Genomic DNA, 26,276 nt, shown 5'->3' on the forward strand with positions numbered 1-26,276 from the left:
GGGCCTTCCCTTGCGCGCACTGGTCAAAGCCATTGAGCAGTATGTCCTATATCCCCTTGCTGGAGTCACTTAGCTATCAGCCTTTAGCATGCAGGTATCATCCTACGTTGTAGCGTCTCTCTTCCACCACCACATTTAGATTATCTACAGAAGTTCTGCTGCGAGCCGCTTAAGCACTGGCGGCGTTGCAATGAGCTGGCTGTCATTCATATTACCTTTCAAATAAGCCTTGTCTTCACGAGCATAGTGAAAACAACGCCTTGACCCTCAACAATCGGGAAGCCGCTCTCGTCATCCAACAGCGAGGTTATATGGTTTATTCTAGAGTAAAGGGCTGAATAAATTCAGCCCCTCCTCATCAAACCGTACGTGAGGTTTTCCCTCATACGGCTTTCCGATGTTTGTCATTCATGGGCATGCAGATTACAATAGCGTTTTTAATCCATATTGGTTGGCGATATATCTAACCTCAGATAGCGAACTCATCCATCTTCTACGTTGTCTCTTCTTCACGTACCACCGTGTTAGCCGCCCCAAAATGTACCAATCCAGTTTGGCTAATCTCTTTTGGCTGTAGTTCGTGTAGTAATAATTTCTCCATCCTTGTATCTTTGGATTGAGCCATTCTACCTGTTCCACAAACGATCTCGAACGCATACTCGGGGGAGCCAATCTTTCTTTGACCACCTCACGAATGCGTTCCTCCGCCTTTGGGGTCAGCCACTGTTGCGTGGTGTAATACACCTTGCCTTGGGACGTTTCTGCTTTGGTTTTCCGGTGATGCATCCCTAGAAAGTCGAATCCTTCGTCTCCTGTCCATAGTCCTACAATGCGGGTTTTGGTCGGGTGTAGCGTTAGCTCCAGACGTTCCATCATTTTGCGTATGAGCTCATACGTGTGTTCAGCGTCCTTCTTGGTTTTGCAGACCACTACAAAGTCGTCTGCATACCTCGTGAGCTCACCTACTCCTTTTCCATGTTTCTCCCACAATTGGTCGAAGTAATTTAGATAGATATTCGCAAGGAGCGGTGAAATCACTCCTCCTTGCGGAGTCCCTAAATCCGAGCGTCTTACCGTTCCTTCTTCCATGACTCCCGCTTGTAGCCACTTTCTCATTAATTTCAGTACCCGCCTGTCATTGATACGCATCTGCACCAATTTCATGAGCTTCTCTTGATTAATGTTGTCGAAGTAGCCTTGGATATCGACGTCGACTACCCAATTTCCTTTGCGGTTACAGCCTTTACGAATACGTTCTAACGCCCCTTTCGCACTTCGCTTCGGACGAAACCCGAAGGATGCTTCCTCAAAATCTGCTTCAAAGATGGGCTCAATCACTAATTTGGTTGCCATCTGTATGACTCGATCGTGTACGGTGGGTATACCCAGCGGCCGTTGCTTGCCATCCTTCTTCGGGATATAGTGTCGCCGTACGAGCTGCGGGTGGTAGTTGCCTTCTTTTAGTTCTCGCTCACATGCCTTGAGAAACGCCGTTTCTCCTTGTTCCTCAATATCTGCTAGCGTCACGGCATCTACTCCTGCGGCTCCTTTGTTGGATTTTACTCGTCTCCACGCTTCACACAGTACATCCCACCGATAGATCTTGTCATATAGCGCATGGAATTTACGCTTCTTGTTCTCCTTGGCCGCATGACTTAGCTTTTCTTGGAGTTGTTGAACTTTTTCCTTAGGTGTCGTTAGCCGTTTGGCATTCACTCACTCGTACCTCCTCCAAAAGCGTAAACAAAGCAGGGCTCCTTCCCTCCCTAAGGTTATGTTGTCCTTAGGTTCTTCGGTACTATGAGCCCCTCGGACTCCCTTCCTGCAGACGTTTCACTTCGCCTTTCGGGCTTATAGAATGTCTCTTTATGGGGTTCTTAAAAAAAAACCATGCAGGGGAGGGCCTCCCCAGTTCACTGCATTATCTCTCAAACCCATGCCGTTCCCTATACGCCGGAGGGTTCTTCACTGTTGACCCAAGTTCTGCACAGTTTCCTTGGCCTTCGTCCATTTTTCCGAGACTCGGCTCCCTCTTTTCCCCTTTGCAGGGCCTTTTTGACGACGCGGCAGGATTCACTTCATGTTGCGGCCTGGGTTGTTGCTCGCCCTGTCTCCGACAGGTACTTATGTCGATACGCTTTTACACACAGATTTCGCCATGTGCAAGTATCCTAGCTACAAAGGTGGCTTGGTCCCTCCTCTGGTTGGACTTTCACCAACTAGATAATGCGCGTCTCTGGGCACGCGAAAAATCAAAAAAAGCCGGCGCCTTGGCCGACCCGATACCGTGGCTCGGAAGCTACGGTGTATTCCTTACTTTATTTTCTATAATATAAATTTACCATATCAAAAGTCCAGTGCAGGGGCATAAAGCGTTCAATTTTCATTCAATTTAATTTTAGCACTGTTAAACATGTAATCCGCCTACTTCAATCCAAACAATTTTATTCTTTTGAGAATTGACCGTAACTTTCATGGAATTGCACACATTTGCCAATATTCGAGTTGCTATATGTTCTTTAAAATCATTTTCAAATAACCAATTGTGGGGAGATAAGAGAATATCTTGAGTAGATTCTTTTAGAAAATCAATTATGGAATCTGAATCGTTATGTTTCATTGTAGAAATCTCAGCAAGATTTACTTTGTACTCTGTAAAATTATCATCTTGCGAATCGTCGTGTTTACTCCCGTATAAATCACTTACAAGCTCATTTAATGCTCCCTCTTTAAGAAGTTCATCAAAAATCAGCTTGGATTCCTCCTTTAGATTCCTTACCACAAGCGAAGTTTCTTCCCCCCTTCTAACTACTCTTACTTTCTCAAAATGGGGTGCAATTTCATTAAGAGCTATTTTAAAAATTTCTGACTTTGATACAGGTATGTCACACACGAAGTTAGGATCATATGTTATAAAAGGGGCAATATAAAATTGCATTAGAGGCGTGAGTGTTTCCCCTTTGAATTTTTGTACGTCAACTATCTCAAATATAGGTCTATCGACTTTCGATAAATTTCGATTAATTTTAATTTCGCCTTCTACTGGAGCCGCAGCGAGTACTTCTTCAAATAATCCCATTCTATCACCACCTATTTCATATTTGAATTACAAAAAGAAAGGGAGCGGTATAGTAAAAAACCTACTCAGCTCCCTAGCTAAAATTACAAATATTAATTTGTTGTAAAAGTAACCTTAACTCCCTCTTGAGGTAGACTGTACGTCCCTAAGTTTGATGTTACATATCCATATAATTTTGCAGTATGACTTCCTTTACTAGAATAGGTTGTCGAATCTTGATCTTGGGCGTACTTGGCTCTCGTCTTATATTGAAATTTAACGGCCTCCCCATTAGACCAATGTAGAGTTATATACACATAGGTAATTATAGCTTTAGAGTCATCTGGTGTAATACTGAAGTTTGCCCAAGCTGTATTTCCTTCAGTATCTACCCAGAAATCCAAAGTTGCAAATATTATTTTTGTTTTTTGAGTGGTAACCGAATCATATACGGAGTTATATACAGAATCACTAACAGTTGGGCTATCAGGAATTTCAAGAGAAACTGGTAGTTTAATATGTTCTAACTTAGATCCTTGTTCGCTTGGAGGATTACTTGATTGAATTTCAATTGGATCTGCAAAAGCCCCTACAGGCAAACTTAAAGACAGAACTAGCATAAGTATAGAAAGCAACATTTTCTTAAGTCTCAACATCTTGTTTCCTCCTTTTTCATTTTAATCAAATATATTGTAAACAGAAATTCTAATATTTTCCATAAGACTAAAGCACTAAAATAAAAAATTACCTTTTTTTAAAAATTATTCACTTTCAAATACTTCTAGCTTTAAAGCAGATGCTAAAATTCCAATTGCTTCAGACTTAATCCGTCTAAAAGAACTCTCGCTAATCCCCATTTCCCCGCAACAGATGTAATCAAACTCACCAAACTCACCTTCATTGTCTAAATAACTTCGCTGTATGACTTCTCGCTGAATACTGAACAATTTGCTCATCGTCAGTTCCAGCAGGCAGTCTTTTGCCTGAAGCTCTGCCTCCTTATCCACGTTGTACGTAGCAATCTCTTCGGTTTGCTTGCTAATCGCATTGGTCGATTGATGCTCTCTACAGGTATACGCCTGCGTAATCGCCGCCTCGCGCCGTACAAAACCAATCTGCCGATACTGCCGAACTATCTCCAAATATCCTTCCACAACGAGATGTATTACTTACCATTTTATTATCTTTTTACTGTCACACTACCTATTGAAGGAAGCATAATATGTTCTGGTACTTCAACTAAAAATTCTCCGAAAGTCAAAACAAAAGCATCAGCTCTGTCAGGAGACTTGAGCCCACGTTTTTTCATATCATCTTTACTCTCTAGGATCATCTTCCCTTTTGAGGTCATTCTCCACTTTCTTGTGGCTAACTGAGAAATCAAGGTGTCATCATCAGGTAGTTGCATGACTCCCGGATCTCCATTGATGAAGTTTGTTAAGTTTGTTTCTAAATCTGTTCTAATAGACTACCACATCTCTGTGACCAGGTTAGCGCAATATTCGTCAAGAGACGATGAGCCGTTGTTGACAGGAACTACCTCCCAGCCATAACCTTCTTCGTTGATAAACTCAATCAACCGATCCGTGACACCACCGCCGACTCCTGTATCATCAACATTAAACTTTACATGTTCAACTTCTGGATGTTTAAGCAGCATATCTTTGGCTAAGCGTATGGCATTACCAACAGTAACCATTGTGCTTTCTTTGAAGTGGCTGTGCTGTCCAACCGTTTTTTTACCTATACCAGCGTACATGGATGTTTCATCGTCTCCATATCGTGCAACGTCAACGCCTATAACAAGCGTTGTTCCCGTAGGCTCAATCTTAACTTCTTTTGCTGCATGCTCCGTAGCTTCCAAAGTAATGAATGTTCCGGCCTCTCCCCGTGGGAACTGCCCTTGAACGCGGACACGATATACATCACTGCCCTCGCCGTACTTTCGCTTAAGCATTTCGATATTCTCTTTACTCGTACGCGGACTATCCAAGCATGAGACCTGATGAGTCCTATATATCGCTCGATCTCGATTATGAGAATCAAAAAAGAACCCGCTCGTTTTGATCAGGTTTCCACACATAAAAAGTTTGTTGCAATCGCCTGAAAGAAAATATAGCCGCCATTATCCTATCGTCTACACCAGATGTCTGATCTACGATGAATAACATATAATCTTCATGGAACCCTTGCATATTTTCGGGCTTGGTTGCTGTCCGGGCCGTAGCAAACCAGCGTTCCTCATAGTTTTTCATGTATATCTTGGTTTTGGTCCATTTGAGGATACGTTTCAAAATAGGGCTTTGGGACTGCCGCGTGTGGGATTTCAATCCACGCACTCATATAGAGTGCGACAGCGAAAATGGGTCAAATTCCCACCATTAAGTATCATTTTACCGTTATTCCGACCAAATTACATCCATTATTACTTTGGTTCCTTGTAATCAATTCATCATTCACATTCGACAGAATTTCGACAAAATCTGAGGTGCGAAGGACCCGGGGAATTCATGTGAGCTTCACATTCGCACTGAGTATGCTGCACAAAAAGAAGAAGCATACACAGTAATCTCTCACTGGAGATGCTTCTTCTCAACCTCTCATATCTATCAGCCTAGGTTCATTTCACCTTGGCCAGCCCTGCCACTTGAGATGGAGGAAGCGCCCCTGCGAATATACTTAACTCATCAATAGCGCCTTTAAAGGCAGGGTCCCACCAGTTAACACCCAAGCTGAACGTTCCTGCTTTGGATGTAAATACTTCTGGAAATCCTGTTCCTGCAAACTGGGGTTTGCCGTTCACGTACATGGATAACACTCCATTGTCTACAGTGAAGGCGAGATGTGTCCACTCATTGGTTTTGATTTTCATACCGGTGCTGCCGGTATACCAAGGCGAGCTACCGGACCAAAGCATCGTGTTGTCTCCCTCGGGACCTTTGGGCAGCAAGCTAATCCAGTGATTACTATCCATAGCTCCGAAAAAAGTGGGGGTATATAGCGTCAGCTCACTCGGATGAACCCACAGGGACACGGAATATGCAGAACTGGATATAATCCCTTGGGGCAGCTTAATTCCAGATTTTCCATCCAGCAAGACCGCTTGACCACTTGTACCCTCCGTGTAGGTGACAGTTCCTCCTTCACGATCAATCCGGTCACCGATGACCTCACCATTCGCAAAAGCAGCTTCACTGTCCTCAAGATTATTTTCAAATTTATATTGTGCGGTCAGCGTTGCCATCTCATAAGGAGATACTGTGATGTTAAAGGCTTTGCTCTTACTGCTCTCCCCTTTGGAAATCGTAGCGGTCAGAGTGGTTGATACAGCCTTTTCTCCGATTTCAGGACGTTTAACCTCGCCTGTCGCAGAAATGACGTCCGGGTCCGAGGTTTGCCAAGTAATCGAAGTTTGCCGACTTCCTTCCTTTGGAAGGGATACATTGGCTACCACCCCACTTGTATCACCAAGGTCCAACTCACCATATACATTTTCAACCACTGTGGCATTGGTCGAAGCAGCGAGCCGACTTCCCCAGGCCATTTCCCCCGCGTTGGATACAGCCGTAAATGTCATAACATATTGCTTGGTATAGTCATCCCATTGTCTAATGAAAACTCCGTCATATACAGCGCCTTCCAGCGTCAGCCGGACATTCGCGTCTCCCTCCTTACGCCACGTCCCTTGTAGATCACCTGTGACGGTATGATCTGCTTTTAGCTGAATAAACTGCGCTTGCTTGATCGCCGCCGACGTATCACTGCCATGATTGATATACTGATAATCTCCAACGACTTGATCCTCATCCAGCTCTGTAAGAGTCTCACCACCATAACGGTAAGGAGCAACTGCAGGCCAGCCTTCCTGGTTCATGAACATCTGGTGTATGCGCAATTCATGCTTCTCTCCCTGCTGAGGAAAGCGGGTATGAAAGACAACAAACATTTGCCCGTTATCAGGATCGGTATAAGCAGAGTTGTGGCCAGGGGATACGTAGCCATAGCCAATTCCTTCGCCTGGATCACCTATTTTACTGTTGAACAAAAAGTTGCCTATCAGTTTGTTGCCAAAAGCGGCATTCTTGGTGTTAGCAGGTAATACGGCGTTCTGCGCCTTGGCATCCTTATAAGGTCCTGCCGGATTTTTGGAACGGAATAACCTCATGTTATATCCACCGTCCGAGGCAAGTCCGCCATAGGTTACAAATAAATAGTAGTAGCCTGTCTCTTTATTGTATTCAATGTAAGGGCCCTCTCCTGATTCCCCATATCCGCCAGCAATTTTGGTGCCAAAATAACGATCAATCAGCCGACCATCTTTCGTCGTTCCGTCTCGACCTGGATAGATAGGCTTTCCTGTTGCTTTATCCAGCTCTAGTAAAAAAATCCCCCCAGACCATGATCCATATGTCATCCATAAACGCCCTTCTGTATCATAAAAGATAGCTGGATCAATCGCATTCGGAAACATTTTATTTGCGTAAGAACCATCTGCGTTGAACCATCCCGCTCTTGGACCTTGCAGTTTGCCTTGATCAACCAACTGTTGGATCGGCGTGTTGGTCCATTTTTTATCCACTTTGCTGTCCTTGTCGTAGGCGCTCTCCTTCGTGAAACCAGTATATACAATTGTATCCACATATTGATAAGGACCTTCGATTTGGGGTGCAACAGCAACACCGATCGCGGAACGAATGTAGGTAGAAGATGCACTATAATAAATCATATAGGCCCCTTTTGTCCCATCGTCATTGACATAATGCTCATTCCAAAATACATCCGGCGCCCAGACCGAGAATCCTCCCTTGCTGTCCGAATCATTTTCCCCTGCCCAAGCAAAGGAACCTGCGAGATTCTTCGATAAATCCCCAAAAAGCGTGTTTCCCGGAGTTGTGTAACCGTTTGCAAAAGAAGTCCAGTTTTTAAGATCCTTGCTCTTCGCCGCCGAAATATGTGAACCAAACACATAATAAGTATCGCCGTCTTTGACGATGGAAGGATCATGAACGGATACCTCGGAAAAAACGGGCGCATCCTGCTTATCCTTCTGCTCAGATAGTGCAGCGGAAGCGTCACTCATTCCCAATGAAGACCCTGCAATCATTAGTAATAATGCTAACGTTATTAAAAAACCTCTCTTGATTCCATTTGCTGCAACCCGCCTTTTCATCCTCATCTGCCCCTCTCTGGAATTGGAGTACAGCGATATATATTCTACATTGATCAGTAGATACCTTTATGTTTTTAAGAATCATAAAGATATTTGTAAAATATATTTTGAGTAGATAAAAGGATTTGCGTTGTTTTCTAGTTTGTTTAAAATGGACGCCGTGTGTGATGGAAAGGTCGCACTCCATATAGAGTGCGACACTAAATTCTTAAAGCAATGATAATACCATATTTTGATTTCAATCCACGCACTCCATACAGAGTGCGACCAGCGTCCGACCATCACGCAAAAAGCGGACAACAAATTTCAATCCACGCACTCCATACAGAGTGCGACTGCAAGGCTTGGCCCTCACTGGCGTCTGTCAGATTCCATTTCAATCCACGCACTCCATACAGAGTGCGACTCAAATGCAATCAATCGTAAAGGGGCTGACCACATATTTCAATCCACGCACTCCATACAGAGTGCGACTGTAGGCTTGCTGCTGACTCAGAACCAGGAGACCACCATTTCAATCCACGCACTCCATACAGAGTGCGACCAAGGGCTTTTTCATACTCGTCCATTGCCTTAATATTTCAATCCACGCACTCCATACAGAGTGCGACTTGTCGAGTGGCGGCGATTTAACTTCTGGCGTGTTGATTTCAATCCACGCACTCCATACAGAGTGCGACAGCGAAAATACAGAAATTGATACCCTAATGATATCAATTCCATACATTTTCGCAAAAAACGATGCTAAAAAAGTTTGAATCCACCCTTGACTTCTATTATAGAAAGTGGATTCTAATCCTTTTCGACAAATTTCGAGGTGCGAAGGATCCGGGGTTTTTATGTGAGCTTTACATTCGCACCTTACAGAATCAGCGGGCTTTCCATATCGTAAGCTTCTTTTGCACCCATATGCTCTACTTTCTTTTTATAGTTATCTCCTAAATTGTAGAAACGCAGGCTGTCTTCTTTTTTGTCTATCAATTCTTCTAATTCATACTTCAAACGGCGAAACTGGGTCGAATCCAAAATACACTCAAACACGGAATTTTGCACCCTTTGTCCGTGATCTACACACTTTTTCGCAACCTTGGCCAGTCTTTTTCTGCCTTCTCTGTCTACTGTACTTACATCATAAGTAATTAGGATTAACAAGATCACACCTACTTCCACAAAAATGGAGGGTACTCGTCCAAATCTCCTCGAATATGTCTAGCCAAGAGCAAAGCCTGTGAATAGGGCACAAGCCCCCAAGACATTTTCTCATTCAAATAAGGATGAATAATCTTTTCCTGTTTGCGTTCCTGCCATGCCTTCAATACTATTTTTCTCGTGTCATCGTCCATAATCACAGCGCCATTTTCTTTCCTGTAAAATCCTTTGCCATGAATCAACTTTTTGTTAATCAATGTAAGGACAAAACGATCTGCATATACTCCACGAAGCTCTTCCATAACATCCAGTGCCAATGAAGCTCGCCCCGGACGATCTCTATGCAGAAAACCTACATAAGCATCCAAGCCGACAGCTTCCAGTGCAGATTTCATATCGTTGGACAGAAGTGTGTAGGCAAAAGATAATAAAGCATTGACATTATCCAACGGCGGGCGTTTATTGCGTCCATGGAAGTAAAAATCCTTCTTTTGCTGCAAAATCAGCTCATCAAAAACCGAATTGTACTGTACAGCCGCCGCACCCTCCAAACCACGCAAAATGTCCAGGTCCTCCACTTCACGGACTTGCTGCATGGCCCCTGCTAAAGAAGCAGTCACCTTTTTCATTCGATCAGCGTCAATACGTAGGGGATAGTCCCTTGTCGCTCGCTCCAAAATCCATTTATTATTATATATCTTGCCTATAATCATATTTCTGGCTACAAGAGCACTTCTTTTGTCATCATCGGAAATCCGATACTGTTCTTTTCGGAGTACCACATTTCCATGGCTCTCTCCGATCACACGTGCCAGGAAACGTCCAGTTCGCGTCATAAAGGTTAAATCTATATTGCGTGATGCACAAGCACCCATCAGACCCGGACTTACCCCTGCATAGCCAAAAGTACATACAGCTTCCAAGTTATGCAAAGGGTAGCGTGCAAGAATGGCCTCTTCTTGTTTGATAACGATATTGTCCCCATCCAGTGACAAGTACGTATCCGGCAAGGTAACAAACAACGTATTTAGTAATTTTTTCATTCAGCTATCCTGCTTTCAATGAAACTGGAAACAGACCTTTTATTCAAAATTTCCGGCACACAAATGTGTTGAAGCGAGCAACTTTGGCAATGTGGCCCTGCTTTGGCTTTAGGTGTATGGTTTCGCTCAAAATAATGCCGCATTTCCTGCAGACTTGTTCGCACCCGTTCACGGTCAGCAGCAGTGATCACGACCTCTACCCGATGCTTGATCTCATCGTAATAAAAGTAGCCTTTTGCAATATCACATACGAGCATTTCTTCAAGACACATCACTTGCGCGACCAACTGGGAATGGTCCGAATCATTTCGTTTGGGTTTGCCACGCTTGTATTCAACAGGAAAAGGAAGGTACATCCCTTCCTCCCCTGCCAGCGGAACCCCATGAGCATCCCGTACAAACTCTACGACGTCACAGATTCCGGTAATACCAAGCTCTCTGGAATGTATAGGCAACGCGCGTACGATGAGTTTATCGCCTCTTTTCTCACGAATCATCGGCTGATCCGCTTTTCGGTGTAAATGATCCCCCTCGATCGTCCGCACGTTTTCTTCCCATTGCTGCTCGATATGAATAAGCGCCCATTGTCTTCTACAGAAATTAAAATGCTGAATACCGGATAGCAGCAAATAATCCTCTTCGTTATAGTTCTGGATATTCAAGGGGCATTAAGCCTTCCAGTGGTGTGAGTATGCATTCATAATGATCATCAAAAGATCTGTTGAGTTCGTCTGTATTTTCTTTCAATTTCACCTTTAAAGAACGGTGCACCTTAGCCGATGAATATTGTCCAAGTTTGGAATGATGCTCCCACCAATATACTTTATGGACTTCCATACTACCGTCAGGACGAGCGGATGATACGTCATTTTCAAACAAGGAAATTAGCGCTTCCTTGATCTTTGCGGCATCCTCATAGGTAAATCCTGTTTTTTCAGCTAGTTGCGTATTGATACTTCCCTTAAATACGTACACACCAAAATCCACCCGATGCTTCATCCCCATCGTATCGGAACCTCTTTCTTTCCCCGGTTCGGAGTTTACACTTTTAGTGATTTGCATACTTGTAATATCAATGGGATCAACACTGGTAGCCGTATGTATAGATACAGGACCTCTTACCCCGACGGATACTCCTGCGCCTTTACTAGCCGCTTTGAATGCAAAAACTTGACCGAAGCTACGAACATCCATCCATTCCCGGCAGGCGATTCTGGCAAATTCATCGCTGGAACCTTCCTTGCCCTTAAAGAATTTTTCCAACTCAGGATTTGCATCTGCACGTTCTCTTAAACTACTAAAAGAATCCAATTTCCGATCATTAGATTGAACAAAAATAGACTCTCCCATATCTTGCAGACGATTTCTTATTTTCCGTTTCAGCGCCACATCAGAAATCTCGCCATAGCCATCGTAATTTTGCCGGGGACGATTACCATTCAGAGGATCACCATTGGGATTTGCTTTCGTGACAGACAATACAACTGCAAAATCAATTTTATGATCTAAAATAGTCATGTTATTATTCTCCTTTGAATGTAAACTCTATATTTTTAACATTTCTTATGATCAGTATTATTTTTTCACATTTGCGATGTTGCTGTCTTGGTCGTCGTCATTCCCTGTGTTATTGCCCTCATGATTCTTTTTATCCGTGTTATGATAGATTTCATAGCGTTGACTATACAAGCCGAGCAAATACTTGCCGGTTAGCGGTTTGTTATTAAATTCATCCATGGGTATTTTTGAGGCTACTTCATCAATCATATTGGAATAATAGTTTAAGCGTTTGCCAAGTCTGGCCTGATGTGGCTGCAAGGCATTCTGTATGGTCCTCCAGGTTCTTTCTGGATGTTGTGAGAAAGCACTCATATATCGAATTGCATTAGTGGATCGCTTCTCATCCTTGTCTAATGCGCTTCGTTCCATCACATCAGCTATCGCCAACAGTCTGCCAAATAAATAACTGCGATCCATATTTTCTTTATCTAATGCCACATTGTATCCCTCCCGTTGGTTAATCAATGCACATGCTATACTCAGTGTCTTCTCCCATTCCCATTTATCCATAGCTACCGGATTAGAGGCACGGTGAGTAGCACTCCTTACAATATCCTGCGGAATTTTTCGACCATCTACGATACATGGAAGCATTCGTTCCATAAGACCTTTAACGAGCTTGTCATTCGCCTTCGGACCGTAGGCCGCAAAAGCAATGTCCTTCGTCGCCGGCGCTCCCCAAAATTGTAGCAACTCACCTTGCTCGTCCTTCTGATAACGGTGCAGCCAGGCGCATGTAGAATGCCAGTCTATCAGCTTGTCAAAATACAATGGTTTATCCAAATTCCGATAATACAGTACAGCCATCCGTCCCGTTGTTGCTGAATCCAGCACAAGAATATTGACTTTGGCCTTGGAAGCCGATTTGATAGCCAGTTTATTACGATAACCCGATAGTGCTTTGGCCAGATCAAAAGCAAACTCCTCGTTAGTATGACCTTTGATTGCTATCGGCCGCGATGATTCAGAGCCAAAATCCATTGCAAAGATGTTGTCATTATCCGTAAGACTCGGCACATTCGTGGAATCATTACCCCAGACGAGAAAAACACGATTCTCCATGATTTTCCCTTGACGATGAATCAGCCACTTTAAAGCATTATGAGCTTTTTGCGATACCTCGTAGCTGATGCTTGCTGCTTCATGACTGTGAGCAAAACGTCCTCTGAACGTGAAACCGCTCGTGTCATTTGCCGAAATCAGCTTTGCTTTATCTCCAGAATTTCTAATTTTATTCGCATGTTTATCCGTGCTCGGGAGTTTCTCCCCGGTTACATAACAAATGTCTTCTTCGCCCAGCAATTTACTGTAATAATCAACAAATGAATCAAATAGCTCTTTATCCTGCCAAACTTTAGTTAACGCTTGATTTGGTGAATACACATTAAAACGGATAAATACGCTCTCCAGTTCACCGGGAACTGCCGTAAATATACGTGGTTTTTCCGCAGCTAAATGCTCATACTTCTTGTCCCATTTGCTTATCAGTTTTTGATTCTCATCAAGGTATAAAACAGACTGGTCTGACAAGTCTTTAATCAGTCGACGCTTGCTCAAGTAACGATAGATGCTTTTCAGCTTAGGAGTCGCATATTCTGAATTAGCCCACCCTTCTAACTGCTGAATATAAGCGGCAAAAGGCTCTTCTTTTTTGATCTTTCCACCATAGGTGACAAAATCTCCAGCAACATAACTTAATTTATCATGCAGTGGATAAGGTGCTACGACAGAGCCAGCCCGGCTGGCCGATTTCTCCGTGCAAGGAATCAATGTGCTAAATTCATCTTTGTCCAGCACTCGGGCTGAATGAAAATCGCCTTGTTCCGTAATTTCCACTTCAATTTGTGCATTTTGAGTTGTATGAGAGATGGGCAGCAGCGTGTATTCGCGATCATTATACTTTTTCTCAAACACACCGACACATTTAATATTGGATTCATACGTTTCATATAGATTTAGCAGCCAGCTCATTTCATGCCCCACCCCTCCCACTCTGCAAGCAGCTCATCTGCGGATTGAACGTTATTCTCACCAAATTGTTTGGAATGCATTTCGCCTATGATACGAACTTGTGGGCATTTCTCCGGTGGAATAAATTCAATGACCCCGTTCTTCATCACGGGCTTCCACAAGCGCACCTCCAACTGATTCCTGCCTGTCTCATCCGGGTAGTTAATTCCATGCACCATATTTCCCAAATGAATGTCTCCATAATTATCATAGAAACCGGGGGATTCACCAAAAACACATGGCTCTACATAAGCTTGGCATTCCCGTGTGCCCAGGAAAATATCTCTGCGTCCACCCGCCAGCAGCGAGCGTTTGAGAATGTTATGATGCTTGTTCTCATTGCGGTCATATTCCAGTTCAGGACGATGGAGATTAAAAACAAAACGAGCCTGAACCTCATAGCAAGGATCTTTGAGATAAGTATAATTAGCAAGCGTATTACCGCCGCCATATTCCATAGGCCGAATCCCCTTGGATTCCATTCGGATAGCGTTTAGAACACGGACCTTGTCTATAACTATCGTAATCGTAGGCTTCCAATAAATACTTTCTACGATCCCTTTTAATGCCTGATAGGTAGGGACACTGTATGTTAGTTTCTCACCACCCAATTTGGTTAGCGGGTCAGTGAACAGTGCATAATCGCCATACACTCTAAATTCGATTGCGTTTCTCAACTGGAAGCTTCCTCCTTTCTAGGCCTTTTTATCTAAACATAGTACCAGAATATTACTTTTGGCATGGTCAGTCAATGCAGAATATAGGCTCTTTATCTCCCATAAAGGCATTCTTAGAGAATAAAACCATCATGCAAACTATCATTGTGAAGATTCAGCCCAAATAAATCATCATAGGCCCCCTCAGTCAAAGCCCATATCTTTCCATCCAAATAAGGAATCAGCGCCTTATTGTGATCCAGTTCTTCTTTCTCATGGTGCAATATATTAATGGTGAATTGCTGTGCTTTGCGCAGCAGACTACTGAGATCCTCTATGCTTTGCTGTCCGTTGAGATCAGCGATAATCTCTTTTCCTTCCTTCTCTCCATCTCCATATGGAACGATAACTGCTGTTGTATGATCTTTAATGACCTGAAAGTATTCTGCTGCGGTCTTATAGCTATTCGCTAAAAATAAAGGAAGAATCGTGCCCTTTTCATCGTAATAAGAGCGATAGTACGTATTTTCACTGCGACTAACAGTTAATAGCTCAGTCATGTTTTTTCTTAGCTTAGGTATAAAATAGTTCAAGTCGGTTGCCAGCTCGGCATAATATTTTTGGAAATATATTTCCATAGCCTGTGCGGATAATACGTTACCACCGTAGCAGATTTTGTCACGTTTTAAGTCAATGAACATTTTTTTGGTAATTTCTTTGCCGATTTTAATTTCTTTGAGCCGCTTGAGATTCTCTTCTTCATGATCAATGACATACACCTGCTTTGTTTCATCTCTTCCGTGGCGATTACATCGGCCTGCCGCTTGTGCAATCGAATCCAGACCAGCCAAGGATCGAATGACACAGGTAAAGCTAATATCCACTCCTGCCTCGATGAGCTGTGTGCTGATACAAACGACAGGTTCCTTATCATTTAAATGTTGTTTTACTTTCTCCAATATGCGATTGCGATGAGCCGGACACATGGAAGTACTTAGGTGGTAAACCGGGATTGCACTGTTTCCTTCTGTTAGTCGAAGATATAAATTTTTGACCACCGCTTTTGTATTGAGAATAACGAGTACGCTTGGCTCATCAGCGAGCTTTTGCTCAACAAAATCGGCAAGCTTTTCCGTATTTACAGTGCCGTTCGTCGCCTTGTCAACAATTTCAACCCGCTTAAACTTCTCTATGACATGATCGAGATCATGCACTATTTCCGCATCCGGCTCGATGTCCAGCTTGTTATGTACAAAATCCAATTCCGGTTGGGTAGCAGTGCAAAGAACAATACTTGAACTGGCATACGTTTTCAAAAAATTCAGCGCTTGATTAAACAATGAAATGCAGTGAGTGGGGACTTTTTGGACCTCATCAAAAATGATGACAGACTCACTCAAATTGTGAAGTCTGCGGACATTTCTGCTGCCATCTGCGTAAAGTACATTTAAAAATTGCACCATGGTCGTGAAAATGATGGGCGAATCCCAATTATCCTTAGCCAGCTTTAATTTTTGATGTGTATTCACAACAACATCTTCAAGCTCATGCTCCTCACGATCTATATCTTCTACCTCGTTCATGACCACATTCGAGTGATGCTCCAGAATGTTAGCGTCATCCCGTATAATTTTGCGAACCTCCTGCGCGTTTTGTTCAATAATCGTCGTGAATGGAACGACGTAGATGATATGCTTTTTTTCAAATGTAACTGCATGTTTTAGGGCATAACGCAAACTTGCCAGCGTTTTTCCACCCCCAGTGGGTATGGAGAGTGTATGTATCCCGGAAGGCTTGTCTGCAAATTGCTCACATTGCTCGCCCATTTGTTTTCTAAGCAAATTAATGGTTGTGTCCGCAGCCTCTCCTGATTGCAGAGCGTTAATACGCTCCATTAATCTTTCGTAATACGTTTGAAATAGCTGTTGGCGATTCATCGGTTTATTGTCATTCTTTTCGCCTTTAATATTAATTTCTTCAAAACAACGGGTATTCGTGCGATCCGCATCAATCAAAGCGCTAAAAACAAACTTGGATAAGAACATCATTTTGAGTTCAACGTCTGGATTATGATCCCGTTTCATATAATGAGCCAATTCGGTCCCTGCTTGATTCACATAATGGTAAAATGCAGATTTCTCCATCACCTGCTCATAAAAAAGGCCGACTGCATGATCAAATCCTTCCAGCTCTCGATCACGCACCCGATCCAAAAATTTTGATTCCAGGTCGGGGTCTAAAAAATCCTGCAGATATGCATGGTGTGAAATAATCGCATTCCCTACAACTTCGGATAATAAAGCTTTGTTCATGAAATCCTGCTTATCAAATGTCCCTTGAGGTTGAATGTGAAAAAGATTGTATAATAACTTTCCACCAGCGGTAGAATGATCTACGCTTCCTCGTTTCGGTGGATTGTCAGGATTTTGCACCGCCAAACGTATGTAATCTTGAAACTTTTCTGTGTATTTGCCCAAATCATGCAGCATACCAGCGAGTCCGGTAATATGTCGGATACCTATTTTGTCTCCATAAGATTCTGCTAGCTGTTGAGTTTCCAACAGGTGATCTGCTACCGTCTGAATCTCTTGGTCACTTTCCCGTATGTGGGCAATATATTGCATGTTTTAATCTCCTTTAATTTTATAATTCCCCTTCGAGAATAACCTTTTTCCAAGTAAACACCAATAAAATTCAATTCATGCTCATGCATTATCTTTTGTATACGTTCTGTTCATTTCTTTAATATAAACCAGTATCCCATTATAAGCCTTGTCACTACCCTTTTTAGCACTTATTCCATTGTTAGCAGTAACGAATCCCCTCAATATTACCACACTTAGATTTGTGGATATTTTCCCAAAAGCAGTTTGAATAGTAACAACAGCCTGCTAAATCCGAGAGAGGAATCCTCCCTAGCTAATAGCTATTGGAAACGTAAGAATTAGCTTCCTTAAATCGTTGGTGCTAACGTATAAAGTAATTATAAAAAATTAAGGTTTTTTAGATTTTTTTCTCGTAAAATTATTGCTGTTGTAATGTCTGCTAATGCATAATTTTTTTGTTTCATCTCATTAGTCAAAGCCTTCAATTTCTGCTTTGTAGCTCTAAGTTCTTCTTTCAACTGTTTAATTCTTATTTCATTAGGTTGCTCAGAAACATTAATCCAAGTTTTAATTTCGTCTACAAGCAACCCTTTTGTGCGGCAATAATCTAATAACTCATCATAATTAAATCTATCAACTTGTAACAAAACACTAAATTTACCCAAAATTTTTTCTGTTTTTGGAATGCTTTTATCCATCTTTAGGCGCCTCCTTATATACCCTAATAAACATGTTGAAAGTATATACAATATAATTTTATAGGAAATTTATATAAATCACAGTAATACACCTCTCAAAAGATCAAAAGAATTTATGTTTTGCAGCGTATCCTTTAATTAAAAAAATTGCTTTAAACTAACGATTTATGATACACTCGGCATGTCGCTGAAAGGCGTGGATTGAAAACTATAGAATTATATTGTAGAGCCCGCCCATAGCGGGTTTTCTCATTCTTTTTAAAACATAACTCCCGTCTTTCCTCCTAATCCTCTGTGCCTCTTCGCGAAATTATTTTACACTTAGTTCCTGTCCGTTTTTCTCCAACTCCTTTTATCAACTTCCTATCAAGTTCACTGTTATCATAAGGACAGCCTCTCATGCATAAGCGATCGGCTAATTTGAAAGGTTTCAAGGGTTTCGTCGATCCATTTATTCTTAAGCTCACTTCCTCGATCCGCGCTGATACCAAGTATTTGTCACAATTTTGCTGAATGGCCTTTACTTTCGTCCCATGTGCTTTAAAATGTCGACTTCCATTCTAAGACGTTGATTTTCTTGGCGTAAGGCAATAAGCTCATTCTCTTCGGCAGTACGATTGTCCTTCTCTGAGAACGAACCTGTCGTTTGAGCCTGTTTAATCCAGCGGTCCAGTGCAGATGCACTGAATTCGTATTCATCCACAATATCTGCCCTCGATTTTCCATTCTCGTATAGCCGAACCATTTGTCTCTTGAAATCCGCTGTAAAAGTACGTCGTTGTTTGGGCATAGTAGACCCGCTCCTGATTATGAAATTTCCATTCTACTAGCCCTTAATTTTTCTGTCCAATTAAGTGTAGCCGATCCAACATTCATATATTTCAATCCACGCACTCATATAGAGTGCGACCTAAAACCAGACGGTGCTCCTAAGCCGGTATCACAATTTCAATCCACGCACTCATATAGAGTGCGACGAAATGGTATTGTCCGATCATATCGGCGGGGAAATTATTTCAATCCACGCATTCATACAGAGTGCGACATGCTCTATATCGGTCTGATCCAAGACACAATGGATATTTCAATCCACGCACTCATACAAAGTGCGACAACGATCATGATAATCAAAGCTACGGTAAACGGTAAGATTTCAATCCACGCACTCATACAGGGTGCGACAGCCCTGGCAAGCTGGACTATGAAACGCTGGTCAAGATTTCAATCCACGCACTCATACAGAGTGCGACGCATCCTGCTCCATAATTTCAAGTAATCCGTCATAGATTTCAATCCACGCACTCATACAGAGTGCGACAAGACATGTCGACTGTTTTGCTTACATGGCAAAAGTCATTTCAATCCACGCACTCATACAGAGTGCGACGGGACGACAATGATGGGGATTCCGGGAAGACGATGGGATTTCAATCCACGCACTCATACAGAGTGCGACGACAATACTATAATCAAAAGTATACGGACGCTTTGATTTCAATCCACGCACTCATACAGAGTGCGACAAAATCCGATCCCGCATTAAGTATTTGGAAAACATTTCAATCCACGCACTCATACAGAGTGCGACGCGCTTATGGTCAACTACAACGATATGAGTCCCCGAAAATTTCAATCCACGCACTCATACAGAGTGCGACGGACGCATCGAACGGACGCCGAATACACACATAAATTTCAATCCACGCACTCATACAGAGTGCGACCGCATCTTGGTCAAGTGCAAGTGTTGCTTGGCGATTTCAATCCACGCACTCATACAGAGTGCGACCGAGGCCGAGCGCACCAAGAACGTTATCGAAAATAGATTTCAATCCACGCACTCATACAGAGTGCGACCGGGCTATGGCAGCGCACGCGACTATGTGGACACAATTTCAATCCACGCACTCATACAGAGTGCGACGGCAACCTGTGGGCTGGTAGACAATACCGTAACGGTATTTCAATCCACGCACTCATACAGAGTGCGACGGAATGGGGCGAAATTATTGCCTACTGGCACGATGATTTCAATCCACGCACTCATACAGAGTGCGACCGCGAAAATACAGAAATTGATACCCTAATGATATCAATTCCATACATTTTCGAAAAAAACGATGCTAAAAAAGCTTGAATCAACCATTGACTTCTACCGAAGAAAGTGGATTCTAATCCTTTTCGACAAATTTCGAGGTGCGAAGGATCCGGGGTTTTTATGTGAGCTTCACATTCGCACCTTAACCAAGACGTTACACTCAGGATACCACAAAACATTTTTCCCTCACAGAGAATTCTTTAGTGCTAAAACAATAAGGACTCTGCCCCATCAATCACAATTTGGGCACCGGTAATATGACGCGAATGATCGGAAGCCAGGAACGTTACCAAATCAGCTACCTGCTCGGGTTGACCGGGTCCATCAGCCAACGGCTGCCCTCCTTCGGGAAACTGGACAGGGATAGTAATCTGCTTTAACCTTTCCGATTTCTCCGTAGTTTCGTCAATATTCGTCGAAATCGCTCCAGGATAGATGACATTGACACGAATACGGAACTTGGCCAGCTCCAGCGCAGCCATTTTAGCAAACCCGGTTTGGCCTGCCTTGGACGTACTGTAGGCTGACATTCCAAAGCTGGTAAAGCGCTGATTTCCATTAATGGAGCTGGTAATGATAATGCTGCCGCCACCGTTTTTTTTCAAATGCGGCACGGTATACTTCACCGTCAGGAAAGTACCATCCAGATTCGTAGACAGCGTCTGCCGCCAATCCTCGATACTCAAATCCTCAATCGGTCCGACAACCCCATTAATCCCCGCATTGGCAAAAATGATATGCAGCCCGCCAAACAGTTCAACCGCTTCCAAAACGGCTTTTTCCACACGCATCGGATCGGCAATATCCACGTCAAAAGCCCGAGCCGCACCTTCACGTATAGCATTAATCTCTCTCTCCGTCTCAACAATCCGTTCATTACTGACATCAAAAAGTGCAACATTCGCTCCCTCTCTGGCCATTTGAATAGCCGTTGCCTTGCCAATACCAGAACCAGCCCCCGTGATCAGAGCCGTTTTGCCTTCAAAGCGTGCGCCTCCTGCCAGTGTATAGCTCATATGTACCGCTCCCTTTCAGTATCCTGTATAATCACAAGATTACCCAAAAAGGTATACTTTATAATCACCATTTTTGCGCATTTTTTGTTATTTCTTTGCGATATTCGAGAAAAGGACCAATCATACACCCATTGTCGCACCTTTTCTTCTACTTTCTTGTTGACCGTTAGTTTCTTTCTATGTATTCATCAAAAAAGGACGTTATGCAGCCATCAGTATGGATGCATACGTCCTTTCCTTATTCCGTTTACCACTGCAATTCAATAAATGCAGCATCATCATCAAGCCCTCCGGTATGGGAGGCGTCCAGCAAGATCTGTATCTGCTCATCAGGGACAGGCTCACGAATAGGGTCCAAATCGGATAACCCGTCACTGTATACCTGTAATCTCATCGACATATCTGCGGGTATGCTTCTTTCGTACCAATGAGGCTTACCTCCAATCGAACCACGGCTTGTGGACCAGCGTTCCGCTGTAGAGAAGGTATGATCAAATAATTGGCTGATCTCCTCCGAACCGTTCCATAGCCGCAATCGTGAATCTCCTTGCCAGGCAAGTCTGAGACGCCCGCGGGTGCCGCGCTTCGGTAGCTCGATTTTACCGCAAATATACATCGACTGGCTTCCCTGACGACGTTTATCCTCCAGCACCGAACGCATCAAGCCCGATTCATGGTGTAAAGGCTGCCGATCCAGTTCCTCCGCAGCTGTACCCGCCAAGCGTTCGAGGTACAGCCCCAGTTTATCGGCAGACAGATCCTGCCCCTGTTCCATCCAATCCAGCAAAGAGGAACCCAAATAGCGGGCTGCAAAATCTCCCTGGTAACTAAGCCCGACACCATCACACAGAACAAAACAACAGACGGATTTATGAATACGCACTGCGGCGAAATCCTGTCCGCTTTCACCCATACTGGCAGATTCAGCAGATCTTCCGTAACCATAACGGCACATAAAGCGGCTATGATGCGTCGATAGTGGCTGATCGCCCGTCTGAGAGCTTATGTAGGAAAAATGCTGCGCCAGCCGTGCATTCATTCCCTTCCTTTTGCTCGTGGGGAGCAGAGACAGCAGTGGATTCATGCGTTTACCTCCTTACCGTACAGGCGTTGCGGCCGACATTTGAAAACCAATGGACACCAGTTCCGGACAGGTTCCGGGCAGCATCATAACTGCTCCCTCACCTAGCTGATAATCTGCCTCAAACAGCATTTCCCGATAGCTTTCAGGAAGTACAGAAGACATATTACGCAATTTCACAGCATGTTCATCCTGTAACGGCGTATTATGCGTAAGACCTTTCCAGCGGCGGGGGTCCTGAATAGGCGTTTCCAAAAGTCTGTCCGATAAAAATATATTTTCCACCAGTACATTGCCGTCCGGTACACTCATGCTCATAATACGCTTCGCAATCGGTTCCGGATCATCACCTGTGGAAACCCCATCTGTCATATGACAAACCAAAGGCGCAGGACAATCCTGCATCCCCGGCAGCTCCGCCTGTAAAATACGTTCGGCTTGCAAGAAAGCTTTTGCCGAATCTGAAAACCGTTTGGGTGTCAAATCGGGCAACGAACCAATCGCCGCAATTTCATCAATCCCCTTCACACCGTTGAGCAGATCATATACGTCGTCACTATAGGCCAAAATCGCAATCCGGTAGCGTGCAGTCAGCCGATTTCCTTTAGTCGAACGGAAAACCATCTGCCGGATCGCCAGTGATATGGCTTCATAGACAACATCAATTCGCCGCCGCCCCTCCATGAGCATGTTCATTGACGCGCTAATGTCAATCAGGTAAATGATCAGGGCGGGGGTACGCTGAGAAGCCTGTATGGTATAATTCATCGTTTGCACACGCTCCCCTCAGTTACCTTTTATCATCTTGTGCCACTTCATTCAAGATATGAAAATATGAAAAAATTAAATTTTAGGCAGTCTAAAATTCGTATCGCTTAAAAAGTTATAGATAGAGGAAGCCCGATACCCGACTTCGCCTACCGAACGATAATAGGAAGAATTACTTTCGTACAATGCTCTAAAACGATTGGCAAAACCCTTCGCCTTCGCCGTGCTTCCGCCCTCCTGAGAGGCATAAGCCTTGTTATACAGGGAAATAAGCTGGAGAACATTCTGTTTGTTACTTGCATGAATTGATGCTTTTTGCTTTTGCTCCGTCTCTGCCGCCGCCTTACGTGCTGCCTCTTCCTGCGCTGCGCGGGCAGCCCGGTTCTTTTTCCAAGCCAAATATGTTTCGTACTTCGCCTGCTGATCATACGCTTTCTGCTTTGCCAGCTTGGCGGCCGCCTGCTTGTTTTGTTCCTTTTGAGCAAGGTAGGCTTCATATTTGACCTGCTGAGCTACAAGGGCCTGTTGTTTTTTCTGCTCTTCCTGCTGCTTTTGGGCAGCAAGAGCCTGTTGTTTGGCCTGCTGCCCAGCTTCCTGCCGTTGCTTCTCCGTCAGTGCCTTTTGAGAAGCCTCCTGCTCGGCAGCCAGCTTCGCTTCCGCCGCCTTTGCGGCTTCTTCCTGCTTGGCTGCCTCGATTTGCCGCTGATTGGACTGATCCGCCAGAATATTCACGGCTGGGATGCCAACAGCCAGCAGAACGACAGCCGCCGCCGTTGTCACAATGAACTTTTTGGAGCGGTACCATGCTGCTGATTTTTCCGGCTGCTCAGGCGGCTTGGGATTCAACTGCTCCTCTAGCCCCATAATGGCAGCCGATACCTCCACATGCAGAGGGCTGCCGTCTTCTACAAAATGATACAACGACCGATATACCTCCAGGGCCGCGGCAGGCTTGTTTTGCTTCTCCAGTTCACGCGCCTGCCGGAACAGCTTGTCCGTCACCCCACGCTCTCCTTGCTCCCGGGCCGCCTGGTTCAGTATCGCAGCTTGTTCCGCTTGGAGCGGTGCAACCAAGGAGGGTGCAGCTTCCCCGGACTCGCCAGTAGCTAATGCTGCTGCCTCTGTCGCCTCGGGTTCCACCGTCTTTACTTCAACAGGAATCTCTTGCTCGGTAAGTGCATTGAGTACAACCAGCCATTCACCAAAGGTAGGGCAACTGCTCAGATCCTGACTATCCCAGGCACGGCTAAACAGCTCCACTACTTTGCTTCCCCAACGGGCTTCCAGCGACTTGCGTAAAATATAATAACGTTCGCAAGGCGTCTGCATTTCATTCTGGTCAAAATAACTTTCGCCCCACGCTTTATCGACCACCACACGGTCTGACCATCCCAGCATTTCGCCGATAATAATGGCTCCTGCAAAACGATCCGCATACGCGCTCCATAATCCGCTGTGAACGGTACGGTGCGCAGCATACCCCGGCGAACCCGCCAGTAGAGCATCCGGACGATCCATTTTGGTACTGTACATTTGTTCCACATCGACCAATTCTACAGCTGATGTGCCTTCAGGCAGTTCCACTTCAGAAAAAAACGGAAGCATGACATTCGGCGCAGATAAATCACAGTGCGCTAGTCCTTTTTGCTCCATAGCTGAACCGATCCCTGCCAGCGCCCGGGCCAAAGCCAGACTATCGGAAGCCTCAAGCTGCTGCTGAGCTGTGAGACAATCGAACCATGTCGTCCCATGAATCCATGGCATCAGCACTGCATACAACAAATCAGGCTGCTCGGCGATCAGACTTCCGTTTCTTTCTGGAGTGAGCACATCACGCTTGCATACCTGCAAACCGGGAATATCCCCGTACGCTTCCATATGCTCAGATTGATAAACCATAGCCGGGATACGGAACTTTGGAAAAAACACTTTAAGGGCTTTAGCCTCATGCGGCGCTCCGCTTTTGGCATTGAGCTGGTATACGATCCCCTGCCGCCCTGCTTGAGCATAAGCCAAACCGGGTGCAACAGGATGTCGCCCAATCACATAGGCTGTGCCGTTTATGATCAATTCGTCTCCCGGATTCGGTTGAAAAGACATGGAACATCCCTCTCCTTACATCGTTCAGTATGCTAGTTTCCTCACCCTATTATATACAATCTATGGATGGCAAGAAAACCGGGTGTCCGAAGATCACCCGGTTTTTCCTGATAACCACTATACCAATGTACAGACCATAAGAAATGGTTCAACCATATTGCTTCTTCATAGAGTGGTATATTATAAGGTGATGCTTATCACGCATCTTACTTCGTTTGGTCAACAGTACGGAATTTGTTAGCGATAGCCGTCAGTTCCTGGCTGATGCTGTTCAAAGTCGTTACGAAAGCTTGCATTTGTTTGCTGGCTTCCTGAAACTCTTGAAAGAAGCGTTGTTTGGTCATACCTTCCCATTGACCTTCCATACCTGAGATGGATTGTGTCAAGCTGGAAACGATCTGCTGGCTTTGTTCACCGCTTTGTTTAAATTGGTTAGCCACCTGATCGACCTGTTCCGGGGTAATTAAAATACGTCCTGCCATATTATGAATCCTCCTTGATGATAACTAAATGTTTTGTTTAACTGGTTCAAATTGTACTATGTTTATTTAGTTTCCTACAAAAGGCGAAGGTCCTAATTGTATTAGCCCCACTTTTTGACTATAAAACAGCACCTAACAGCATGATATCAATAGAAGCAGCACCCAATAAGTCCCAAGAAATCAGGATTCTATGAACTGAATGTATAGGAACCTCACATCTAAACATGAGAGTCCCGGGAATCTGCTAAGCGACAGGCTGATCCCTAACTATAGCCGGGTCAGCAAAATACCATTCCTGAGGGTTGCTGGAAGTTGCCTGCTTCAAAATATCCTGATTCAGTGTACCTGCATCCGACGACTGTACACCAGCAATGGCATGCACGACAGACAGCGGGTCCGAAATCGGACCGCTTCCTTCCGAAGGTTGCCCGGGCAAAATAGACGGTGACTGCTGATTCGACCAATCCAGCATCGTAACTGGCCGTCCTAATGGTTGGCTGGCAAATGACAGAATCGTATGATAGTTGTGGTCAACAGACTGAAACTGTTCTGCCTTTCGATTCAGTTGTGTACCTGATGTATGGAGATAAGCATGAATCTGCTCCGACATCCGTTTGGCCTGCATCCAATGATTCAAGACCGACTCACGCGCAGATACATCCCAATCAAGCGATTGTAACGCCTGCTCCAACCCTGCTGTTAACTGTTGAATTTGCTCCGCCGCATGCTGTAGCTGCCCGCTAAGCCCCCGAAGCACATCCGGTTCAACTCGAATGCGCAT

General features: G+C 44.2%; 22 protein-coding genes and 2 CRISPR repeat arrays. All 22 genes read right to left on the bottom strand.

Annotated features, from left to right (window positions below; translation table 11 throughout):
* Nucleotides 1-423: 423 nt before the first annotated feature.
* Nucleotides 424-1,716, bottom strand: coding sequence for a group II intron reverse transcriptase/maturase (ltrA, locus tag E0698_RS02175; protein ID WP_192510479.1), 1,293 nt, complete (start codon nucleotides 1,714-1,716; stop codon nucleotides 424-426).
* Nucleotides 1,717-2,407: 691 nt separating this feature from the next.
* Nucleotides 2,408-3,079 carry a hypothetical protein gene (locus E0698_RS02180; protein WP_192510480.1) on the bottom strand — a complete coding sequence of 224 codons (672 nt, stop codon included), beginning with the start codon at nucleotides 3,077-3,079 and terminating at the stop codon, nucleotides 2,408-2,410.
* 92 nt (nucleotides 3,080-3,171) lie between these two features.
* The gene (locus E0698_RS02185; protein ID WP_192510481.1) at nucleotides 3,172-3,714 is read right to left on the bottom strand and encodes a hypothetical protein; all 543 of its coding nucleotides are present in this window, start codon (nucleotides 3,712-3,714) and stop codon (nucleotides 3,172-3,174) included.
* Nucleotides 3,715-3,819: 105 nt separating this feature from the next.
* Nucleotides 3,820-4,200 (bottom strand): ArpU family phage packaging/lysis transcriptional regulator, encoded by a 381-nt coding sequence (locus E0698_RS02190; RefSeq protein ID WP_202894727.1) that lies wholly within the window; start codon nucleotides 4,198-4,200, stop codon nucleotides 3,820-3,822.
* Between the two features lie 38 nt (nucleotides 4,201-4,238).
* Nucleotides 4,239-4,466: a hypothetical protein gene (locus E0698_RS26565; RefSeq protein WP_238353835.1), complete on the bottom strand. Its 228-nt coding sequence runs from the start codon at nucleotides 4,464-4,466 to the stop codon at nucleotides 4,239-4,241.
* A 60-nt stretch (nucleotides 4,467-4,526) separates the two neighbouring features.
* Nucleotides 4,527-5,015, bottom strand: coding sequence for a hypothetical protein (locus E0698_RS26570; RefSeq protein ID WP_238353836.1), 489 nt, complete (start codon nucleotides 5,013-5,015; stop codon nucleotides 4,527-4,529).
* 663 nt (nucleotides 5,016-5,678) lie between these two features.
* A complete protein-coding gene (locus E0698_RS02200; protein WP_192510482.1) occupies nucleotides 5,679-8,228 on the bottom strand; it encodes a LamG-like jellyroll fold domain-containing protein in 2,550 nt (849 codons plus the stop codon).
* A gap of 235 nt (nucleotides 8,229-8,463) precedes the next feature.
* Nucleotides 8,464-8,908: a CRISPR direct-repeat array (repeat unit 33 nt; unit sequence ATTTCAATCCACGCACTCCATACAGAGTGCGAC).
* Between the two features lie 181 nt (nucleotides 8,909-9,089).
* Nucleotides 9,090-9,380: a CRISPR-associated endonuclease Cas2 gene (cas2, locus tag E0698_RS02205; protein WP_014281197.1), complete on the bottom strand. Its 291-nt coding sequence runs from the start codon at nucleotides 9,378-9,380 to the stop codon at nucleotides 9,090-9,092.
* A gap of 8 nt (nucleotides 9,381-9,388) precedes the next feature.
* Nucleotides 9,389-10,420, bottom strand: a complete 1,032-nt coding sequence (cas1c, locus tag E0698_RS02210; protein WP_192510483.1) for a type I-C CRISPR-associated endonuclease Cas1c — start codon at nucleotides 10,418-10,420, stop codon at nucleotides 9,389-9,391.
* A complete protein-coding gene (gene cas4 / locus E0698_RS02215) occupies nucleotides 10,417-11,076 on the bottom strand; it encodes a CRISPR-associated protein Cas4 (protein WP_192510577.1) in 660 nt (219 codons plus the stop codon). The genes cas1c and cas4 overlap by 4 nt, the downstream gene beginning before the upstream one ends.
* Nucleotides 11,063-11,938, bottom strand: a complete 876-nt coding sequence (gene cas7c / locus E0698_RS02220; RefSeq protein ID WP_192510484.1) for a type I-C CRISPR-associated protein Cas7/Csd2 — start codon at nucleotides 11,936-11,938, stop codon at nucleotides 11,063-11,065. Before cas7c ends, cas4 begins: the two co-directional genes overlap by 14 nt.
* Before the next feature lie 57 nt (nucleotides 11,939-11,995).
* Nucleotides 11,996-13,951, bottom strand: a complete 1,956-nt coding sequence (gene cas8c / locus E0698_RS02225) for a type I-C CRISPR-associated protein Cas8c/Csd1 (RefSeq protein WP_192510485.1) — start codon at nucleotides 13,949-13,951, stop codon at nucleotides 11,996-11,998.
* Complete coding sequence (gene cas5c, locus E0698_RS02230; protein ID WP_149094180.1) at nucleotides 13,948-14,667, bottom strand: type I-C CRISPR-associated protein Cas5c; 720 nt, start codon at nucleotides 14,665-14,667, stop codon at nucleotides 13,948-13,950. Before cas5c ends, cas8c begins: the two co-directional genes overlap by 4 nt.
* A 113-nt stretch (nucleotides 14,668-14,780) precedes the next feature.
* Nucleotides 14,781-17,270: a CRISPR-associated helicase Cas3' gene (gene cas3 / locus E0698_RS02235; RefSeq protein ID WP_192510486.1), complete on the bottom strand. Its 2,490-nt coding sequence runs from the start codon at nucleotides 17,268-17,270 to the stop codon at nucleotides 14,781-14,783.
* 359 nt (nucleotides 17,271-17,629) lie between these two features.
* A complete protein-coding gene (locus E0698_RS02240) occupies nucleotides 17,630-17,950 on the bottom strand; it encodes a hypothetical protein (RefSeq protein ID WP_192510487.1) in 321 nt (106 codons plus the stop codon).
* 520 nt (nucleotides 17,951-18,470) lie between these two features.
* Nucleotides 18,471-18,740, bottom strand: a complete 270-nt coding sequence (locus E0698_RS02245) for a transposase (protein WP_192510488.1) — start codon at nucleotides 18,738-18,740, stop codon at nucleotides 18,471-18,473.
* 88 nt (nucleotides 18,741-18,828) lie between these two features.
* Nucleotides 18,829-20,009: a CRISPR direct-repeat array (repeat unit 32 nt; unit sequence ATTTCAATCCACGCACTCATACAGAGTGCGAC).
* A gap of 245 nt (nucleotides 20,010-20,254) precedes the next feature.
* A complete protein-coding gene (locus E0698_RS02250; protein WP_192510489.1) occupies nucleotides 20,255-21,064 on the bottom strand; it encodes an SDR family oxidoreductase in 810 nt (269 codons plus the stop codon).
* A gap of 247 nt (nucleotides 21,065-21,311) precedes the next feature.
* Complete coding sequence (locus E0698_RS02255) at nucleotides 21,312-22,148, bottom strand: hypothetical protein (RefSeq protein WP_192510490.1); 837 nt, start codon at nucleotides 22,146-22,148, stop codon at nucleotides 21,312-21,314.
* Between the two features lie 12 nt (nucleotides 22,149-22,160).
* The gene (locus E0698_RS02260; protein ID WP_025685035.1) at nucleotides 22,161-22,913 is read right to left on the bottom strand and encodes a vWA domain-containing protein; all 753 of its coding nucleotides are present in this window, start codon (nucleotides 22,911-22,913) and stop codon (nucleotides 22,161-22,163) included.
* 75 nt (nucleotides 22,914-22,988) lie between these two features.
* Nucleotides 22,989-25,013: a hypothetical protein gene (locus E0698_RS02265; protein WP_192510491.1), complete on the bottom strand. Its 2,025-nt coding sequence runs from the start codon at nucleotides 25,011-25,013 to the stop codon at nucleotides 22,989-22,991.
* Nucleotides 25,014-25,219: 206 nt separating this feature from the next.
* Nucleotides 25,220-25,495 (bottom strand): WXG100 family type VII secretion target, encoded by a 276-nt coding sequence (locus E0698_RS02270; RefSeq protein ID WP_013309990.1) that lies wholly within the window; start codon nucleotides 25,493-25,495, stop codon nucleotides 25,220-25,222.
* Nucleotides 25,496-25,739: 244 nt separating this feature from the next.
* Nucleotides 25,740-26,276: a WXG100 family type VII secretion target gene (locus E0698_RS02275; RefSeq protein WP_192510492.1), complete on the bottom strand. Its 537-nt coding sequence runs from the start codon at nucleotides 26,274-26,276 to the stop codon at nucleotides 25,740-25,742.

It is taken from the genome of Paenibacillus sp. 23TSA30-6, assembly GCF_014858585.1.
Classification (GTDB): domain Bacteria; phylum Bacillota; class Bacilli; order Paenibacillales; family Paenibacillaceae; genus Paenibacillus.

Bases quoted from the DNA above. Each gene is read 5' to 3' on its own strand.
- E0698_RS02250 (WP_192510489.1), bottom strand. From the start codon at position 21,064: ATGAGCTATACACTGGCAGGAGGCGCACGCTTTGAAGGCAAAACGGCT.
- E0698_RS02245 (WP_192510488.1), bottom strand. From the start codon at position 18,740: ATGCCCAAACAACGACGTACTTTTACAGCGGATTTCAAGAGACAAATG.
- E0698_RS02185 (WP_192510481.1), bottom strand. From the start codon at position 3,714: ATGTTGAGACTTAAGAAAATGTTGCTTTCTATACTTATGCTAGTTCTG.
- E0698_RS02180 (WP_192510480.1), bottom strand. From the start codon at position 3,079: ATGGGATTATTTGAAGAAGTACTCGCTGCGGCTCCAGTAGAAGGCGAA.
- cas1c (WP_192510483.1), bottom strand. From the start codon at position 10,420: ATGAAAAAATTACTAAATACGTTGTTTGTTACCTTGCCGGATACGTAC.
- E0698_RS02275 (WP_192510492.1), bottom strand. From the start codon at position 26,276: ATGCGCATTCGAGTTGAACCGGATGTGCTTCGGGGGCTTAGCGGGCAG.
- E0698_RS26565 (WP_238353835.1), bottom strand. From the start codon at position 4,466: ATGCAACTACCTGATGATGACACCTTGATTTCTCAGTTAGCCACAAGA.
- E0698_RS02260 (WP_025685035.1), bottom strand. From the start codon at position 22,913: ATGAATTATACCATACAGGCTTCTCAGCGTACCCCCGCCCTGATCATT.
- cas7c (WP_192510484.1), bottom strand. From the start codon at position 11,938: ATGACTATTTTAGATCATAAAATTGATTTTGCAGTTGTATTGTCTGTC.
- E0698_RS02270 (WP_013309990.1), bottom strand. From the start codon at position 25,495: ATGGCAGGACGTATTTTAATTACCCCGGAACAGGTCGATCAGGTGGCT.
- E0698_RS02240 (WP_192510487.1), bottom strand. From the start codon at position 17,950: ATGGATAAAAGCATTCCAAAAACAGAAAAAATTTTGGGTAAATTTAGT.
- E0698_RS02255 (WP_192510490.1), bottom strand. From the start codon at position 22,148: ATGAATCCACTGCTGTCTCTGCTCCCCACGAGCAAAAGGAAGGGAATG.
- E0698_RS26570 (WP_238353836.1), bottom strand. From the start codon at position 5,015: ATGCTTAAGCGAAAGTACGGCGAGGGCAGTGATGTATATCGTGTCCGC.
- cas3 (WP_192510486.1), bottom strand. From the start codon at position 17,270: ATGCAATATATTGCCCACATACGGGAAAGTGACCAAGAGATTCAGACG.
- E0698_RS02265 (WP_192510491.1), bottom strand. From the start codon at position 25,013: ATGTCTTTTCAACCGAATCCGGGAGACGAATTGATCATAAACGGCACA.
- cas8c (WP_192510485.1), bottom strand. From the start codon at position 13,951: ATGAGCTGGCTGCTAAATCTATATGAAACGTATGAATCCAATATTAAA.
- E0698_RS02200 (WP_192510482.1), bottom strand. From the start codon at position 8,228: ATGAAAAGGCGGGTTGCAGCAAATGGAATCAAGAGAGGTTTTTTAATA.